Here is a 16,686-nt window from a genome sequence, read left to right as displayed (position 1 = left end):
TTACGTAATAAATGTTAAAATATACAGAAAATACATATAACTTAGAGGGTGAGAAAGCATGCTAAGACGGAAACTACTATATCTTCTTTTAACTGTACCACTATACGCTTGGCTCATTAGCATGACGAAAATAGAATTGATGGCTCTATTTATAGGATATGTATTCATCTTTTCCAACTTAAATCGCATTCAAGAGCAATCTATTTTAGAAATATGTATATTTTCGATTAGTATAGAACTATTTAGTATCGTTTCAATTGTATTATTAAACGAATTATTTCGCTGGATCCATTCATTTGAATTAATGAAATTTGGAAATGTTGTATTGCAAGTAATATGTGCTTATATTGTGTTTGTTGTGTTAGATAAAATAGTCGGACAGCAGAGCGTTTTTCAGGATAAAAGAAAATGGGAGTGAAAGGAGCCATTTGGCTCCTTTTTTGAATCTGTTGCAAAAACAATTGAAATTTATGACATCTGTTATATAATAGTTAAAAATTGTATTTTTAATGAAAAGAGATGATAACATGGCCATATTGTTGGCACTTATCCCAATTATGATGATTTTCATTTGTTTATTTTTATTTAAACAAACGTCATTAAGGTCCTCTTTAATCGCTTACGTTGTGTCTGTTGGAATCGTTTTACTCTCGCCAACGTTTCAACTAGGGATAAGTGAAACTGTGCACGCAACGATTAAAGGTTGGTTAATTTGTTTTATTGTCGGGTACGTGTTGTTTTTCGGTATTTTTTTATTTCACCTCATGAACAAAAGGGGGTACATCGATCAAGTAGCGCGTTTTTTAGAAGAAGTGACGCACGATCGTTTATTACAAATGCTCCTTATGTGTTTTGGTATTTGTCCGCTAATCGAATCAGTAAGTGGATTCGGAATTGGCTTCATGGTTGCAGCACCTATCTTTCTATCATTAGGCTATAAACCGTTTCAAGCTGTACTACTTTCATTTATTGGTTTACTAGCTAGTTCATGGGGCGCAATGGCAACTGGTACGATTATCGGTTCGCAGCTTATAAATATGCCGCTTACAACACTTGGCACGAATACGGCACTACTAAGCATTCCGATGTTTGCTTATTTCATCATTCTTTCTTTACACGTTGTTGGCGGTTGGCAGGCGGTTATTGAAAAGTGGAAGGAAGGATGCGGTTTCTTTCTATTATTTTCTCTCGGAATTTATCTTTCTAACGCATATGTAAGTGTGGAACTAGCAGGTATATTAAGTTCTATCGTTACCATTACATTTGGCTTTCTTATCATTAAATTAAAAGGAAAAAATGCGCAAAATCTAATAACAGAGCATGCTGCAGCAACGGAGAGAGAAGTATCTATTATAAAAATTATTAGCCCTTATATATTCTTAACTGTTTGTATTTTACTTTCTCGCCTCGTACCAGCATTACATGATGTATTCAGATCATATGCCGTTCTTGATTTGAAATCATACTCTTACAAGCTAGAGCTACTATATTCACCAGGATTTTGGCTCGGTATGACATGCTTATTTACTATTATCTTCTTCCGTATACCATCTCATATTATTAAACAATCACTCTCGCAAACGATAAAACAATGGATTCCTTTTGCGATTACAACGACGATGTTTATCGCCATTTCAGAACTAATGGGTGCATCTGGCATGCATTCATTACTGGCAAAAACAGCTGGTGAAACATTTGGAACGTTTTTCGTTTTCGTTGCCCCGTTTATCGGCGGAATCGGCGGCTTTTTAACAGGTAGTAACGCCGGATCAAATGCGATGTTTATAAAACTACAAATGCAAACTGCGCAAAACGTAGCGCTTCCGTGGCAATACGTCACAACACTGCAAAACACCGCATCGTCAGTAGCGACAATCGCTTGCCCGTCACGGATTACACTAGGGGCGTATTTATGTAACATTCCTTATCGTGAAAATGAACTATTAAAGAAGACGACGTTAATGATCTTTGGTGCAATTTTGCTAGTAGTGGTAGAGGTTATTGTTTGGTATATGTTGAGAAATTAAAAATCCTCCTAACATAGGAGGATTTTCTTTATGATTGGATAATGTTTTAAATATGAAAAGCTTCTACTAAATGAATAGGAGATGAAATGTATGCCCCTAAAAAACTACGGCGTGTTAAAAGGTACAGTTATACAATCAAAGATTGGAAAAGGGAAAACACCTCATTATCAAGTTCATTTACAAGGCGAAGCAGAAGTAGATTATCGTATTGCAATTAATGTGAAATCGCAAAGTTATCCGTCAGAAGTTTTATATTTTGCGAGTAACGATATTCGGTCAGAGGCGATTCATATTATACCGACATTACCATTCGGTTTTACAGAAATAAAAAACAATGAACCGAAAGTAGCTTTAGACTACGTAAGAGGTAATGTATTTGAATCGAAACAAATGATTCCTTTACCTGCTGAAAAAGCAGGAGTGGATAATGATTTAAATGAAAAAATAGAACGTTATATAAAACGAGCAATAGAAGAAAAAGCAATTATTTACGCGTTCGGTGAAAGATGGGGACCAGAAGAAAATACACCCGATTCTTACTTCCATTTCGAACCAGGAAACGGTATACACGATATTCATATGAACCAAGGGAATGTAGAGAAATGGAAAGGTGATAATGGTATATGGCAAGACGGAGGTATACTCATTCACTTCGAAAAGGAAGAATCATGGATCGGTATTTTTCTTGCCTTCCAGTCGCAGTCATGGTGTACAGATGAAGAAGGACATGCTCGCGTTCCGGTTGAGCATTGTGATTATAAGAACAATAAGTGATGAGAGGAGGGCGTTCAAAACGAACGCCCTCCTCTTATTTTATAAAATCCAAAACTAACAAGTGTAGAAAGACAAGAGAACAGCAGAGCCACACTAGAAAACGCAATGAGGTACATATTATACTTCATCACTTTTCCAATGAGCTGGTTACTGTCGTACTGAAATAGTCCTGCGATTATGTTGAATAAAAATAATACGATAAACATGACGATAACACCGTCTATTGATCCTTTAATATCTGGTTTACTTAAAGCGATATGTGCAGAAATACAAATGGCGATAAATAAAAATAGCCAAAAGGAAGGATTCAATAAATTACTTATTGTAAATAAGCTGTTCAATAATACAAACGTCGATAAGAGCATGTTTTGAACCATTTCTACATTAATAGAAGTAGAAGCGATTGTTTTTTCGAGAGTTGTATTAAATAAGAAATATGAATTTGGTACGAAATAGCGCATTAAAAGGATTAACGCAGTAATACCGGAAATAATAGGACCGATTCCAATGAAGAAGTTCCCAATTCGTTGATATACACTTTTTTGATTGTATTGATGTTGTACGTAGCCTAAAGCACCTTGACTTGTATCTGTTGGGAAAAACTGCGTTGCTACAATTTTATGACGAAAAAGTACACACATAATGGCATGTCCAAGTTCATGAATAGGAACACCGATCCACGCCGTTAAAAGGAATCCTTTTCTTCCGAAAGCTCTCGACCAATACATGCGTGTTAATGCTTCTAAATAGCCTAATAGAAATCCAATTACAATGATAACGCCAATTAAAGAAAATAATTGGATTATGCTTGTAAGGAGTATTTGAAAAATTGAGTTTACAAATTCCATTGTTTTTCATCCAATCTGTTAAAAATATTATTTATTCTGTTTCATAATAGCATTTTTTTTCAAGATTGCTAGCACATATATTTTCATTTGAAAGAAGGATTTCATAATCTTTTTCTTGTAGTCATGTTTTATGTACAAAGTCATATATTGAATTTGTAACACCCTATAAGGTATATGCTTAAAGGAGGGATGAGAGAATGAAATGTCCGGCGTGTCATACGGAAAATACAACAGAGGCAAAGTTTTGCGGGAATTGTGGACATTCGTTAACAGAGGGAGCAGTAGCGAGTGGTGCACAGGAAGAAGGTGAGCAACAGGCACGCGTAGCACCAGCAAAGGAAGCTCGACCAAATGAAACGGTAGAGCAAGCGAAGCGATTTGCAAGTGGCTATTTTCAGTTCTTTAAAAATGCTTTTAAATCACCATCGGCCATTATGAAAAGTGGGAATATTGAAGTGCGAAATGGAATTGTAAGTCTTGTTCTTATTTGTTTTTTAGGAGCATGTCTTTTTTATAGAATGATGAGTGCTGCAGCAGCTGTTACGAAAACATTTGCACCAGATATACCTACTCCTACATTCTTTTTGGACTCTGTAACGGTCTTTTTATTTTTACTAATTTTAACTTTATTTGTCGGATTTATTATTTTTGTAAGTGGGAAGATGATGAAATCATCTTTTTCGTTTCTTGAAGTATTTGGAATATGGGGAACGATAGCAACTCCGGCAATTGCTATATTAGTGCTTTCTTTTCTATTTAGTTTTTTATTAATCTTCTTCTTACCAATCTTATTAGGGCTAGCTACAACATATATGGGAATTAGTATAATTGTAGCTACAGTAAAACTAGATAACGGTGGATTAGATCTTGTTTACACTCTTTTTATCGCAAATGTTTTCATCGGAATTGCAACGTTTATCGTGTTTTGGTCTTACATAAACACGATAATTCAAACCTTTACACAGGGATTAACTGGCCTCTAAAGAAAAGGTGGTTGAATGGATGAATGTATGTACAAAGTGTGGGACTCAGCTTGAAGACGGTGTGCAATTTTGTCAAAACTGCGGGATGAAGAGGGGAAGTCCAGTAGTAAAGAAGAACATGAGCGGCGGTGCAAAGATTGGCATTACGTTGTTAACGCTATTTGTTATAGCGAGTGTGGGACTGTATTTGTACGGATCATCGTATTATAAGCAGGTGGCACAAGTAGACCGGATGATTACGATTTTACAAGAGAAGGACGGGGAGAAGTTAGCTGAAATCATCACAGCAGATGATCCATCAGTTACTGTAACGAGAGAGAGTTTAACGCCTTTATTTTCATATATAAAAGAAAATCCATCCTACGTGAATGAATTGAAAGGAAATTTGAGGATAGGTGAAAAACAAGGGAACGGAATTGAAAGAGCAGATTTTTCGTTAACGAAAGACGGAAAGTATTTCTTTTTATTTGATCGATATAAATTGAAAGCGAAGACGTATTATACGACGTTGCTTACAAATGAAAAAGGTACAACTTTAAAAATGAACGGAAAGGAAATTGATAAGACAGATGACAAAAAGTTCGAGAAGCAATATGGACCGTTTCTTCCAGGAACTCAAGTGTTTCAATCAGAATATAAAAATGATTATGTGAAACTATCACGTGAAGAAAAGGTTGTACTTATGAAACAAGATCAAAATAACGTAACGATAGATTTAACGTTGCAAGCTCAATATATTACTGTCCAAACGAACGCGCCTGGTGCAACATTGTATGTGAATCAAAAGCCAGTTACAGCGCTGGCTGGAGAAGAAATTACGTGGGGGCCTGTAGCAACTGATGGAAGTGCGACAATTTATTTAGAACGAAATGGAGAAAACGGAAGGGAAACGACGAAGGTAGAAACGGTAACGGCACTTTCGTCTTATAATCTTCCATTCGAAAAGAAAGGTACAGAAAAAAACGTTGTTTACAATGTTACTCCGCCACCTACGACTCGGTATGTATATAATGGTTTTATCTTTCCTGATAGTGATAGTCGAAAATTAACGAGTACGGACTTAGCATATTTATCGAAAGAACAATTGAAAATAGCGAGAAACGAAATATACGCAAGACATGGACATATGTTTCAAACGAAAGATATGCAAGCGTATTTTTCAAAACAGTCTTGGTATAGAGAGAATCCGTATTTTACAGGAAAGCTAACGGATATTGAATCTTATAATGTTGAACTCATCAAATCAAGAGAATAGAACACGTGAAAAAAGGTACAGTGCATAACTGTACCTTTTTATGGTTTTTTATCTGAACCAGGATCCCTTGAGAAAAAGATATGAAAGAGGAATGTGACTTTACTTGCTCCTCCTGATGTACTTGCTTGCACATCAGATAATGCGCTAGATGTTAACACACCTTCAGAATGAGGGGGTACGACTATTTTGAGAGTATCATCTGATTCTGATGATGCAGTAACTGTTATTGTATCATCGGATAAGTTCAAAATTTTTACAGTACCGATTGGTAAGATGGACTTGCCAGCGTGTGATGCTGAAGCGAAGTGAGAGCCTTTCCAAATCGTTTGTGGGAAAGTTTCATCATTAGATAACCAAGCACGAGCACTATAAATAGTTGCGTTAATAGAAAATTCTTGATCAAGCGACAAGGCGGGTTTTGGTTCTTTCGGTTCCTCTGGAGTTTGAGCGAGAAGGCCGGCGCACATGTATGTTTCACCTACTTTCAATAGTTACTGTTATAGCATATTAAACATGTTGTTTATAAGACACGACACTTACCTATTAAGGCATAGGTTTGTGCACCAAATTTGAAGTTGAAATTCTCTTTCTTTACAATGGAAGTAGGTGTTATTTCTAAAAAATATGGAAAACGTAAAGAGTATGTAAAAAAGAAGGAGTGGTAAAGTGAACTATGTCATTATTGGCGGAGATGCAGCTGGTATGAGTGCAGCTATGCAAATTGTTAGAAACGATGAAAATGCAAATGTTGTAACGTTAGAAAAAGGTGAAATTTATTCGTACGCGCAGTGTGGATTACCGTATGTCATTAGTGGTGCTATCACTTCAACGGAAAAATTAATCGCGCGTAATGTAAAGACGTTTCGTGATAAATACGGAATTGATGCGAAAGTGCGTCATGAAGTAACGAAAGTAGATACGGAAAAGAAAACGGTGTACGCAGAGCATACGAAGACGAAAGATGTTTTTGAATTTCCGTACGATCGATTATTAATTGCGACTGGAGTGCGTCCTGTTATGCCAGAATGGGAAGGTCGAGATTTGCAAGGCGTTCATCTTTTAAAAACAATTCCGGATGCTGAGCGCATATTAAAAACGCTAGAAACGAGTAAAGTTGAAGATGTAACGATTATTGGCGGCGGTGCGATTGGACTGGAGATGGCAGAAACATTCGTCGAACTTGGTAAGAAAGTAAGAATGATTGAGCGAAATGATCATATCGGTACGATTTATGATGCAGATATGGCTGAATATATACATAAAGAAGCAGATAAACACAATATTGAAATTTTAACGAATGAAAATGTGAAAGCATTTAAAGGAAATGAAAGAGTGGAACAAATTGAAACGGATAAAGGGACGTATAAAGCAGATCTTGTTTTAGTATCGGTTGGAGTGAAGCCAAATACTGATTTTCTTGAAGGAACAAATATACGTACAAATTATAAAGGGGCAATCGAAGTAAATGCATATATGCAAACGAATGTGCAGGACGTATATGCAGCTGGTGATTGCGCAACACATTACCACGTTATAAAGGAAATTCATGATCATATCCCGCTCGGAACGACTGCTAATAAACAAGGCCGACTCGCTGGACTGAATATGCTTGATAAACGAAGAGCATTTAAAGGTACGTTAGGTACAGGTATTATTAAATTTATGGATTTGACGCTCGCAAGAACAGGTTTAAATGAAAAAGAAGCAAAAGGGCTACATATTCCGTATAAAACAGTCAAAGTAGACTCCACAAATATGGCGGGCTATTATCCAAATGCGAAACCACTTTACTTGAAATTATTATATCGTTCTGACACGAAACAATTATTAGGTGGACAAGTAATTGGAGAAGAAGGTGTAGATAAACGAATTGATGTGATCGCAATGGCACTTTTCAATAAAATGAGCATTCACGATTTAGAAGATGTCGACTTAAGTTACGCACCACCATATAACAGCGTTTGGGATCCAATTCAGCAAGCGGCAAGGAGAGCAGAATAGCACTTTTTAAGTGCTATTTTTTTTGCAAAGGTAGGTAAACTTTTTTAGCGAATAATAAAGAGGAAGAAACAGTTACATATAGGGAAGGGGATCATTAAAAATGTTTGTAGCACTTCAAACTGTTCAAGAATCTGAAAAAGAAATATTACGTAATTTGTACGCACTATATCTTCATGATCTCTCTACATTCACTCCTAATATAAAGATTGGGGCAAATGGATTTTTTGAATACGAAGATTTGCATATGTTTTGGGGAAATGACGGAATCACTCCGTATTTTATTAAAAGTGATAATGATATTGTAGGTTTTTTATTACTATTGGAACGTCCATATTTGAAAAAAGAAAATGACTTTGGCATAAATGACATTTTCATATTGAATCAGTACAAGGGGAAAGGAATCGGTAAACAAGTTATTGAGAATGTACTAAAAGAGAAACGAGGGCAATATTTCGTTATCGAACTTGTGAAAAATGTACCAGCAGTTTCTTTTTGGAAGAAAGTATATAGGGAGTTAAATATCGAATTTGATGAGAAAACACAGTTAATCGATGATGAAGAATGCCTCGTTCAAACGTTTAAAATATAATGAAATCGATGCTCCTAGTATATTACTTTGAAATGTAACTTTATCCCGCTATTTGCGGGCAGTAAGAGCCCGATTAGTGAGGGCTGATAATCAGTGGGGGATGAAGAAAACCTCCACTAATTAAAGTTTCACTTTATTTCGAATATACCGTTCACCCTTGAAAACATAGTGCTTATCGCTTATATTTTCATATAGTATTTATTTTTAAATAAAGCAATGGACGAACCAGGGGGTACAGTATGGCAATTAATATGAAAACAATCGAAGAATGGATTGCTGAATCAAATGCAAGACAAGAAGAAGACTTTGGAAACGTTGTAGAAGAGATGAAAGAAGTATGCGTCGGACTTGATAATGCGACATTAATTTATACGAAAAATGTATTTTGTTTCGGTAAGAAAGTAGAAGTATTGTTCTTCTTCCAAGATCATGTCGTGATTGGGCAAGAGAAAGATGAATATGTTGAAATCGAAAAATTAAAGTATGAAGAAATTACACATAGCAACTTAAAAACAAATGACAAAAATACAACGTTAGAATTAAAGTTTGCTAATGGACAATCTATCAATTTAGATAGTTTAAATGATAACTACGGTACGAAAAATTGGTTATTCGCGAGACAAATTAAGAGTATTTTTAAGTTAATCTAGTAAAAAAGCAGACCTCAAAGGGTCTGCTTTTTTATTTGTTTCCTATTACACAAAGGCATCCTCTTTCTTCGTAACATTTCACACTTTTAAATCCTGTTTTATAAAATAGGTTTATTAATTCTTCATTCGTTTTACATTTTTCCATATGATATTGAATTTTGAAAGTTTCAGCCACTAATAAAAAGGATCCGTTCGGTTGTAGGACGCGAAATACTTCTTTTATATCTTGTTCCACATCAGGCCAAAAGTAGTGTGTTTGAAAAGCGGTAATGAGATCGAAGAAGTTCGTATGATAGGGAATAGAAGAAACGCTTGCTTGTTGAACAATGACTTTTTGTTTTTGAACATCCTTTATATTCGTCTGTAGAGAATTTTTTACAGCTTGATTGGAGTAATCAATCCCATATATTTTCCCAAGTGGAGTTCGTTTTGAAAGAGTGTGTATCGTTTTACCTCCGCCACAACCGATATCTAATATGATTGCATCTTTCTTTATATGTAATTTCTGTAATGCCCAATTTGTTAGCCCCGTATGTGCACTGTTCATAATACAAAGCATGGAAGAACCAATTGTCCCGCGAGGGTTTTTTGCTTGCTGGATTAATCGTTGTAAAATGCTCAAGTTAAACTCTCCTTTTATGTAAGAATATATACTCATTTCGCTTTTTATAAATTAAGTCCTTTAAAAAAAGCACGCCGTCCACCGGCGTGCTTCTAATTACGCAAATCCCCTTTTAACCAATTCCGCGCTCGATACGCCCCAACAGGAATTTGAATAAGAGACGTTTCATTTCCAGTATCTATCCCGTATAACTGATCACATGAATTTGTATCAAAACTTAGTAATGGATGCCCGCCCATCCCCATCGCGGTCGCAGCAAAAACGAGTTTATGAACGAGTATACCAGCTTCCATTTGGTGAATACGGTATCCTCTATAGCCTAATGCATTTGTATAGTAATCTTTCTTTCCGACTACATGTAGGCAAAGCGGTACTTGAAAAAGATTCACGTTATCCATCGTCATACTAGATTGAAGGGGATAACGAAGGTCTCCGTATCGAAGTGGTTGTATGGAATGATTTTTGCTGTTATAAGAATAAGCGCCGTTTTCTATATCTTTTACGTTATAAAAACATCCATATAAGGAGACGCGCGTATTTTCATTTACATACTGACCATCAAGGTCGTTGTAATAAGGGAAGGCGAGGCTCGCTTCTTGTAGTAAAGTAGCGAGCCCTGTTGCATCCCATTTCGTTAAAGTGAAGTCAGCATCAGGGGAATACCGTTCTTTACAAAGTTGTAAGAAATCATACGATAACCGTTCTACTTGTGGCAACTGTACAGCGTGGGCATGATGTTGATAGTGCTCTTCATGATGTAGTGTGTGGAAGTGTGCTGTCGATTCGATCATAGAAGCTTCATTTATTTTTGTTATCATAGGATGTTTATATACTTGCTTTGATCGAACGAAATATTCGTGTGCTAACGGCGGAATTTGCTGTAACAACTCATGAGAAGTAACTGTTTTATTTTCACGGTAATCATTGTGAAACCAATTAGTTTGCGGTTCTGTACTTAAAGGAACAACAGCATACACACTTTCTTCGCTTTCTGATAGTCCGAGTAAATGATTGATTGCACGGTCTAGAAACTGAAAATATACGCCATTTGTGTAACCGAATTGTTTGGCACATGCAAGTAATTGGCCGATGAGAACACCACTATCTAACCCTTGAAGTCGATATGAAAAGTTATTGTATTTAAAGTAGTTTTTCCAAAACATAGTGGATACAAATGCAGCACCAAAACAAGACTGTATGTTACAACGATTGCCAAGTGCTTCCGAAAGATAAGAATCGAAATTTCCTTCACGAAGTAAAACAAGCCGGTGATGCGCGGCATCGTAATGGTAAATGCCGTCTGGATAATCGTCAATCTTTAAATATATATACAATTCATTTGGATATAAAGCGCCGCCTGAAGGGATAGATCTTCGGAATAAAATTTTTTCGCTATTTAGTTGGCATAACTGGGTTAAACCGAATGAGTACCAAAGGTAATGACCAATTTCCTTCAAAGTTGGTGTAGTAGAAGAGTTAGGTACAGAGAATGGTATTTCTAAAGGGAGAGGGATGACAGGTACATTTCGATATAATTTATAAGGAAGCGGTGCATCTTCCCAGTCCACTTCATGATTTGGCATAATTTCATCAATTGAAAAATGGAGATGATGTAAAAAAGTATCTAGCTGCATAGAATCCCCTCCTTTACTATGGAAACGGATGCGGATGTGGATTTAATTGTTCATTCGTTAAAGGTTCGTTTGTATATCCAAGTGTCATCGGCACAGTATATACTCTATCTAGTCCTGTAACCCGAGTAAGATGGTGGCCGAACGTCATCGGTAACATGCCTGGAATAATGACTTTTACACAATGTAATCCGTTTTTTTCTATAAGAGGTACTGTTTGATCTACAACGATTACATCAAGTCCAGATTGCTGCAGACGGTTTAAAAGTTGATGAAGATCGGATGTTAAATCTAGATCAACTGATTGTAATGCATTCATTTCTTGGAACGACTGCACCGGGGCATCGTCACGTAAAAGAAAGTGAAGACGTTCTTCTGCTTCTTTCAATCCGTACAGCATACTATGGTCTTCCATTTTATTAACGAGATAAGGATCGTGTAAGCAGTTTTCGTAATGCTCTCTTTTTTGTTCGAGTTCATCGTCTGCTATTAGTAACATGCCTGCTATTTCATGGATGGCACTCTTTAAAGCGCGGACAGGGTCTAAATGAGAGCCTCCCGCACAAACAACGTTCATTCCATTTTCACGCGTATTTTTCGCAATTACCCATAAGCTTGGGATACCGTGTTCCATCGTTGCGTTAAAAGCATGTAATTCATACCCAGTAATCGTGTACAGCCGCTGAATCATTAATTGTAATTCCGTATCATTTGCTGAACTAAGATCAAGGCGGGGGAGAGGTAATTCGGCATACCAAGTGAGCAAAAAGGCGTCACGCTCTACAATTTCTAAAATGCCGTGAAAAATTGCTTCTTCTAAACTACCACCAATTGCACATCCATTTGATGTTTCATACACGAAAGCATCTCGATGACCGAGACTATAATAAGCAATTGATTCAGGAACTAAAAGTGGCCGGTTTTGTAATAAAGAGTAGCCCCATACCCAGTTTTGTTCATAGTCAGGATCAAACGGTTTAAACGGAAAACTATTACGATTATAATGTTCATTTGTATGTACACCGAGCAAGAGGGGATTAAGTGCATGATCCTCTAACTCACGAAAACTGCCGTGTACATTTGTCTTTTTTCCTCGAGGTGACATACCACAATATCGTTCTAAACCTTCTAAAATAGCAGTCGCTTCACTCATTGCAAATGAATGAGTTCGGCCTGCAACACCTTCGTTTCCAAACATTAATGGCATGTTTATAATAACGTCAGCAAATGGTAATAAAGAATGCTGCATTTTTCCGTTCAACATACCGACGCGATAATCTAAATAATCTCTCGTTAAAAATGTGTTTAGTTCATGAATGGAACGACAGCGATATGCTGCTTCGCTTGTTTTTAAGCTCGGTTGTAACGAAATCGCAGCTGCATCTGCCGTATCATCAGGCAAATTGCTACATACAGGGCAGAGCGGATCGGGAAGAAAAGAATGCCGCGTACATTGCAGTGTTTGTAAGTTTAGTAAAATGAGTTCATTTTCTAAAGAAGAATGGTTAAGAGTTAATATTTTCTCTGTTTCTGCACGAATAAGATGGCACATTTGTAACATACCATTTTGGGTGGCACGTACATCACGCCTTGTTACATTATCTGCCTTTAACGCATATTTCCGCTGTAGTGCCCACATTTCTTGTTGATCAAATCCAGCGATAAATCGGCGTCCATCAGAGCAGTTGGAACAGCCAGTTGCAAGAGGATGAATGTAAGGACCGATAATACCTTCACCAAATGAAGTGAATGCACGTAGCCATGGAATATGATTCGACCGAAACATTAGCTCGGCATCATGATGAATAGTAGAAGGAGAGCCATCATGTAATACGAGAGCGAGATGAATATTTTCAGGGAGTTCTTCTGTAAGGTTATGTTGGCGAATGATAGAATATTGTTTGCATAGTTGATCATGTACATAGTTTGCAAGTAAGCCATCTCCTATAAGCAATATATTTTGAGTCATAGACTGTCCTCCTTTGCAATTAATACACCGTACACACCATCTAAGTTTTCTTTCAAAAATGATTCAATGGCTAAATCAAACACGAATGGATAAAAATTATGTTCTTCTAAATGTTGCAAGGCAAGCTGCACAGATTGCACACCTGGAACTTCTTCTTCCGCTTGTATTTCCACTCTAAAAGAATCCGTGTCATATAAAATAATAGAGGATTCAGGCAAGATATTAGCTCTGTAAGGAGTCTCTTCATTTTGAATATGAAGAAGTGATAGTTGTAGTGCGTTTCGTAAGGCTAACGTCATATTAATATTAGATGCACCGTACCAGCGATCATTTATACCGACCCAAACGACAGGAAAGCTGAGAATCTCTTCGCTTACTGCTATTTTAGGTGTTTCATGAATTGTAGAGAGAGCATCGTAATAAAATCTACAATGTTTATCATGAATTGCAGTTAAATCAATCGTCGTAATTTCTTCTAGCATATGTGACTGCCGCTCATACAATTTGTTATTTAAATGTTGTTGCAGTGCCCGGTATACACCTTCTGTCATCGTTTCTCCAGCACCGATACCGATATCGTTATGTTCCGGAATAAGTCGGTGCATAATTTCTGCTACATATGTTTCAATTCCTGCTAAACCAGCTTCTCGGCGCGCTTCATTATGAGTCAAACCACCACAAGTCATAAGAGGCAGGAGGGAAGCAGGACCATCTGATAGTGGGGTAGCTACTTGAATATGGCATTGTGATAACGGTAATTGATATGAATCTTTTTCATCCCATACATGGAATAAACCAGCTTCTTTAGAAGTTAATGAGTCGAAAAAGCGGAATAAATCAGTTGAGGTATGTTGGTTGGACCGCTGTTCAAGTTGTTCAGAAAGATTTTCTATCGTATCAATTGTAAAACTTTCATCAGTTGCGAGAGGATGTTTTATAAAAGGATGCCATGCTCCTTCGAGTGTTTCGTAATTTAATAAAAAGAATTGTGGTTCTTTTTCTCGGTAAGAATCATCAGCGACATGCTTAAGTAATTCAAATACGATTATATTTGCTAACATTGCAGATGGGAGTGGTGAAAATGATGCTGATGAATGTTCATTTTGTAAAGTCGTTTCATGTAGCCGGTGCCATGCGGATTCCCAGCATTCTTCACGATTAGCTGTTACGATAGGGCCGGCTATACCAAGTGCTGATAAACAGACGGCAGGTATGAAGTTCTTTCCTACTTCTCTACAAATCGTGTGAACTGCTCTTAGGCCTTCAATATCTCCATTTTGAGAAACATACAAAATCCAGTCGAAAGGCTCGAACACTTCATGCAGGGGACGATCAATTGTCGTATCTATTTCCTGAACAAGGACATGATCATCAACTTCATGTGCAAGTTCTACTAGCTCATGAATGCGATCGTAATTTGTTTCCTCATAATCTGTAACAAGGTAATGAAAGGTAGGTAATCCTGATTCTAATAAAGAAGAAACTAAGGAAGTAAGCATATCTCCAGAACCAATTATAAGGACGTTTGCCGCGCGATACGTTTCGAATTTTAGAGCGCCTGAATGAGAATCAGCTTCTAAAAATTCAATTTGTGAAGCGTATCTATCAAGTAATGCGCTATTTAATTCATGAGGTGCATCTTGACTTACATCCCGAACGAAACCATTTTCATATAAAATCTCTCCAATTTCAAATACACGATTTTGATAGGGGAGAGGGAGACCATCGGTTATTTCTGCTAAAGAATAATTCCCGTTAAACATTGGCATTAATTTTTCAATCCAGTTGTAAATTCCATCACCGTCCATACGAAATGAACTGGCATTATTTCGAAAATAGACACCCCCGTTTGAGTCGGGGAGGAAAAAAGTATCCTTATTTGCTTTAAGTTTTGCATCAATTGGAAGGTTATTCATTTTAATCCTCCTTACGTTTTAGGCATACATTATTAGCTTATGTTATGAAATTTGTCCCATATGAACGCAATAAAAAAAGGCTGTAGAATAATTCATTCTACAGCCTGTAATAGATTATTAATCTATCAACCTTCTAATAATAATGATTTTGGATCTTCAAGCATATCTTTAACAGCAACAAGGAAGCTAACTGCTTCTTTACCATCAACAATACGGTGATCGTAAGATAAAGCGATGTACATCATTGGACGGTTTTCCATACGTTCTGCATCAATTGCAACTGGACGTACTTGGATTTTGTGCATTCCTAAAATACCTACTTGTGGGCTGTTTAGAATTGGTGTTGACATTAGAGAACCGAATACACCACCGTTTGTAATTGTGAATGTACCACCTTGTAACTCTTTTAATGAAAGTTTGTTATCGCGTGCTTTCATACCTAAATTACGAATTTCGCTTTCGATTTCAGCGAAGTTTAATTGGTTAGCATCGCGTACAACTGGAACAACTAATCCATCTGGAGCTGCTACTGCAATACCGATATCATAGAATTTTTTAATGATAAGCTCATCGCCTTGAATTTCAGCATTTAATAATGGGAATTGTTTTAATGCTGCAACAACTGCTTTTGTGAAGAATGACATGAAACCAAGACGTACATCATGTTTTTTCTCGAAAGCGTCTTTACGCTCTTTACGTAATTCCATGATTGCAGTCATATCAACTTCGTTAAATGTTGTTAACATTGCAGATGTTTGTTGAACTTCTACAAGACGTTTTGCAATTGTTTGACGGCGGCGGGACATTTTCACGCGCTCAACTGGTTTTTCGAATTCCGTTTTTGCAACTGGAGCAGGAGCTGGACTTTTTGGAGCAGCTGGTGCTTCTTTTGGAGCTGCAGCATGAGCTTGTACATCGTGTGGTCTCACACGTCCAAGTGGATCTGTGCTACGTACGTCGTTTAAGTCGATTCCTAATTCACGAGCCATTTTTCTAGCTGCTGGTGATGCGATAGGACGGTTCGTATTTGGTAAACCTTGTAAAGTTGCAGCTTGCTCAGCATTTGGAGCCGCAGCTTTCGGTGCCTCAGTTGTTTCTTGTTTTGGCTGTTCAGCAGCCGGTGCAGGTGTACCTACTGCAACTGGTGCTCCGTTTGCATCTAAAATTGCGATAGTTGCGCCAACTTCAACTGTATCCCCAGGTTCGCCTAGTAACTTCGATACAATACCTGAATCTTCTGCAATGATTTCTACATTGACTTTATCAGTTTCAAGCTCAACAACGCTGCCACCTTTCTCAACTTTGTCGCCTACGTTGATAAGCCATTGTGAGATAGTTCCTTCAGTAATAGATTCTGCAAGCTCAGGTACTTTAATTTCGATCATTTTAAATGTCCTCCCCTTATTTGCCTAACGGTGTGT

At 37.1% G+C, this 16,686-nt stretch carries 15 protein-coding genes; 8 read left to right on the top strand and 7 right to left on the bottom strand.

Translation table 11 applies throughout. The features are described 5' to 3' along the window. Positions 1-58: 58 nt before the first annotated feature. The 3 genes from QEP67_RS21645 (at position 59) to QEP67_RS21635 (ending at position 2,801) form a co-directional block, all read left to right on the top strand. The gene (locus tag QEP67_RS21645) at positions 59-418 is read left to right on the top strand and encodes a DUF4029 domain-containing protein (protein WP_064056819.1); all 360 of its coding nucleotides are present in this window, start codon (positions 59-61) and stop codon (positions 416-418) included. Between the two features lie 109 nt (positions 419-527). Next, positions 528-2,027, top strand: coding sequence for an L-lactate permease (locus tag QEP67_RS21640; protein ID WP_353706427.1), 1,500 nt, complete (start codon positions 528-530; stop codon positions 2,025-2,027). Between the two features lie 90 nt (positions 2,028-2,117). Further along, a complete protein-coding gene (locus tag QEP67_RS21635) occupies positions 2,118-2,801 on the top strand; it encodes a YukJ family protein (protein ID WP_353706426.1) in 684 nt (227 codons plus the stop codon). Between the two features lie 14 nt (positions 2,802-2,815). Here the strand turns inward: QEP67_RS21635 and QEP67_RS21630 are convergent, their stop codons facing one another. Continuing rightward, positions 2,816-3,649: a hypothetical protein gene (locus QEP67_RS21630; protein ID WP_353706425.1), complete on the bottom strand. Its 834-nt coding sequence runs from the start codon at positions 3,647-3,649 to the stop codon at positions 2,816-2,818. Positions 3,650-3,846: 197 nt separating this feature from the next. On the opposite strand from QEP67_RS21630, the gene QEP67_RS21625 reads away from it, so the two are divergent. Continuing rightward, positions 3,847-4,632, top strand: a complete 786-nt coding sequence (locus QEP67_RS21625) for a zinc ribbon domain-containing protein (protein WP_353706424.1) — start codon at positions 3,847-3,849, stop codon at positions 4,630-4,632. 19 nt (positions 4,633-4,651) lie between these two features. After that, complete coding sequence (locus tag QEP67_RS21620; RefSeq protein ID WP_064473092.1) at positions 4,652-5,887, top strand: YARHG domain-containing protein; 1,236 nt, start codon at positions 4,652-4,654, stop codon at positions 5,885-5,887. A 38-nt stretch (positions 5,888-5,925) separates the two neighbouring features. Here QEP67_RS21620 and QEP67_RS21615 read toward each other — a convergent pair whose 3' ends face one another. After that, the gene (locus tag QEP67_RS21615; RefSeq protein WP_048567043.1) at positions 5,926-6,354 is read right to left on the bottom strand and encodes a hypothetical protein; all 429 of its coding nucleotides are present in this window, start codon (positions 6,352-6,354) and stop codon (positions 5,926-5,928) included. Between the two features lie 199 nt (positions 6,355-6,553). On the opposite strand from QEP67_RS21615, the gene QEP67_RS21610 reads away from it, so the two are divergent. The 3 genes from QEP67_RS21610 to QEP67_RS21600 all read left to right on the top strand — a co-directional run bounded on the left by QEP67_RS21610 (position 6,554) and on the right by QEP67_RS21600 (position 9,127). Then, entirely contained in the window at positions 6,554-7,888 is a 1,335-nt protein-coding gene (locus QEP67_RS21610; RefSeq protein WP_048567044.1) for a CoA-disulfide reductase, read from the top strand. A gap of 100 nt (positions 7,889-7,988) precedes the next feature. Further along, positions 7,989-8,477 carry a GNAT family N-acetyltransferase gene (locus tag QEP67_RS21605; RefSeq protein ID WP_048567045.1) on the top strand — a complete coding sequence of 163 codons (489 nt, stop codon included), beginning with the start codon at positions 7,989-7,991 and terminating at the stop codon, positions 8,475-8,477. 239 nt (positions 8,478-8,716) lie between these two features. Beyond that, entirely contained in the window at positions 8,717-9,127 is a 411-nt protein-coding gene (locus QEP67_RS21600; RefSeq protein ID WP_000996803.1) for a DUF3908 family protein, read from the top strand. A 31-nt stretch (positions 9,128-9,158) separates the two neighbouring features. Here QEP67_RS21600 and QEP67_RS21595 read toward each other — a convergent pair whose 3' ends face one another. The 5 genes from QEP67_RS21595 to odhB all read right to left on the bottom strand — a co-directional run bounded on the left by QEP67_RS21595 (position 9,159) and on the right by odhB (position 16,650). Continuing rightward, the gene (locus QEP67_RS21595; RefSeq protein WP_064056813.1) at positions 9,159-9,749 is read right to left on the bottom strand and encodes a class I SAM-dependent methyltransferase; all 591 of its coding nucleotides are present in this window, start codon (positions 9,747-9,749) and stop codon (positions 9,159-9,161) included. 92 nt (positions 9,750-9,841) lie between these two features. Further along, positions 9,842-11,383, bottom strand: a complete 1,542-nt coding sequence (locus QEP67_RS21590) for a SagB family peptide dehydrogenase (protein ID WP_001175527.1) — start codon at positions 11,381-11,383, stop codon at positions 9,842-9,844. A 16-nt stretch (positions 11,384-11,399) separates the two neighbouring features. Continuing rightward, positions 11,400-13,349 (bottom strand): TOMM precursor leader peptide-binding protein, encoded by a 1,950-nt coding sequence (locus QEP67_RS21585; protein WP_000192999.1) that lies wholly within the window; start codon positions 13,347-13,349, stop codon positions 11,400-11,402. Then, the gene (locus QEP67_RS21580) at positions 13,346-15,265 is read right to left on the bottom strand and encodes a putative thiazole-containing bacteriocin maturation protein (protein ID WP_001061543.1); all 1,920 of its coding nucleotides are present in this window, start codon (positions 15,263-15,265) and stop codon (positions 13,346-13,348) included. Before QEP67_RS21580 ends, QEP67_RS21585 begins: the two co-directional genes overlap by 4 nt. A gap of 125 nt (positions 15,266-15,390) precedes the next feature. Continuing rightward, on the bottom strand, positions 15,391-16,650 hold the full coding sequence (gene odhB, locus QEP67_RS21575; RefSeq protein ID WP_000569890.1) for a 2-oxoglutarate dehydrogenase complex dihydrolipoyllysine-residue succinyltransferase: 1,260 nt from the start codon (positions 16,648-16,650) through the stop codon (positions 15,391-15,393). Between the last annotated feature and the right edge of the window lie 36 nt (positions 16,651-16,686).

The organism is Bacillus cereus group sp. MS39 (assembly GCF_040448665.1).
Taxonomy (GTDB): domain Bacteria; phylum Bacillota; class Bacilli; order Bacillales; family Bacillaceae_G; genus Bacillus_A; species Bacillus_A wiedmannii.
The sequence above is the reverse complement of the archived record's forward strand: the minus strand, read 5'-3'. Positions and strand labels throughout refer to the sequence as shown.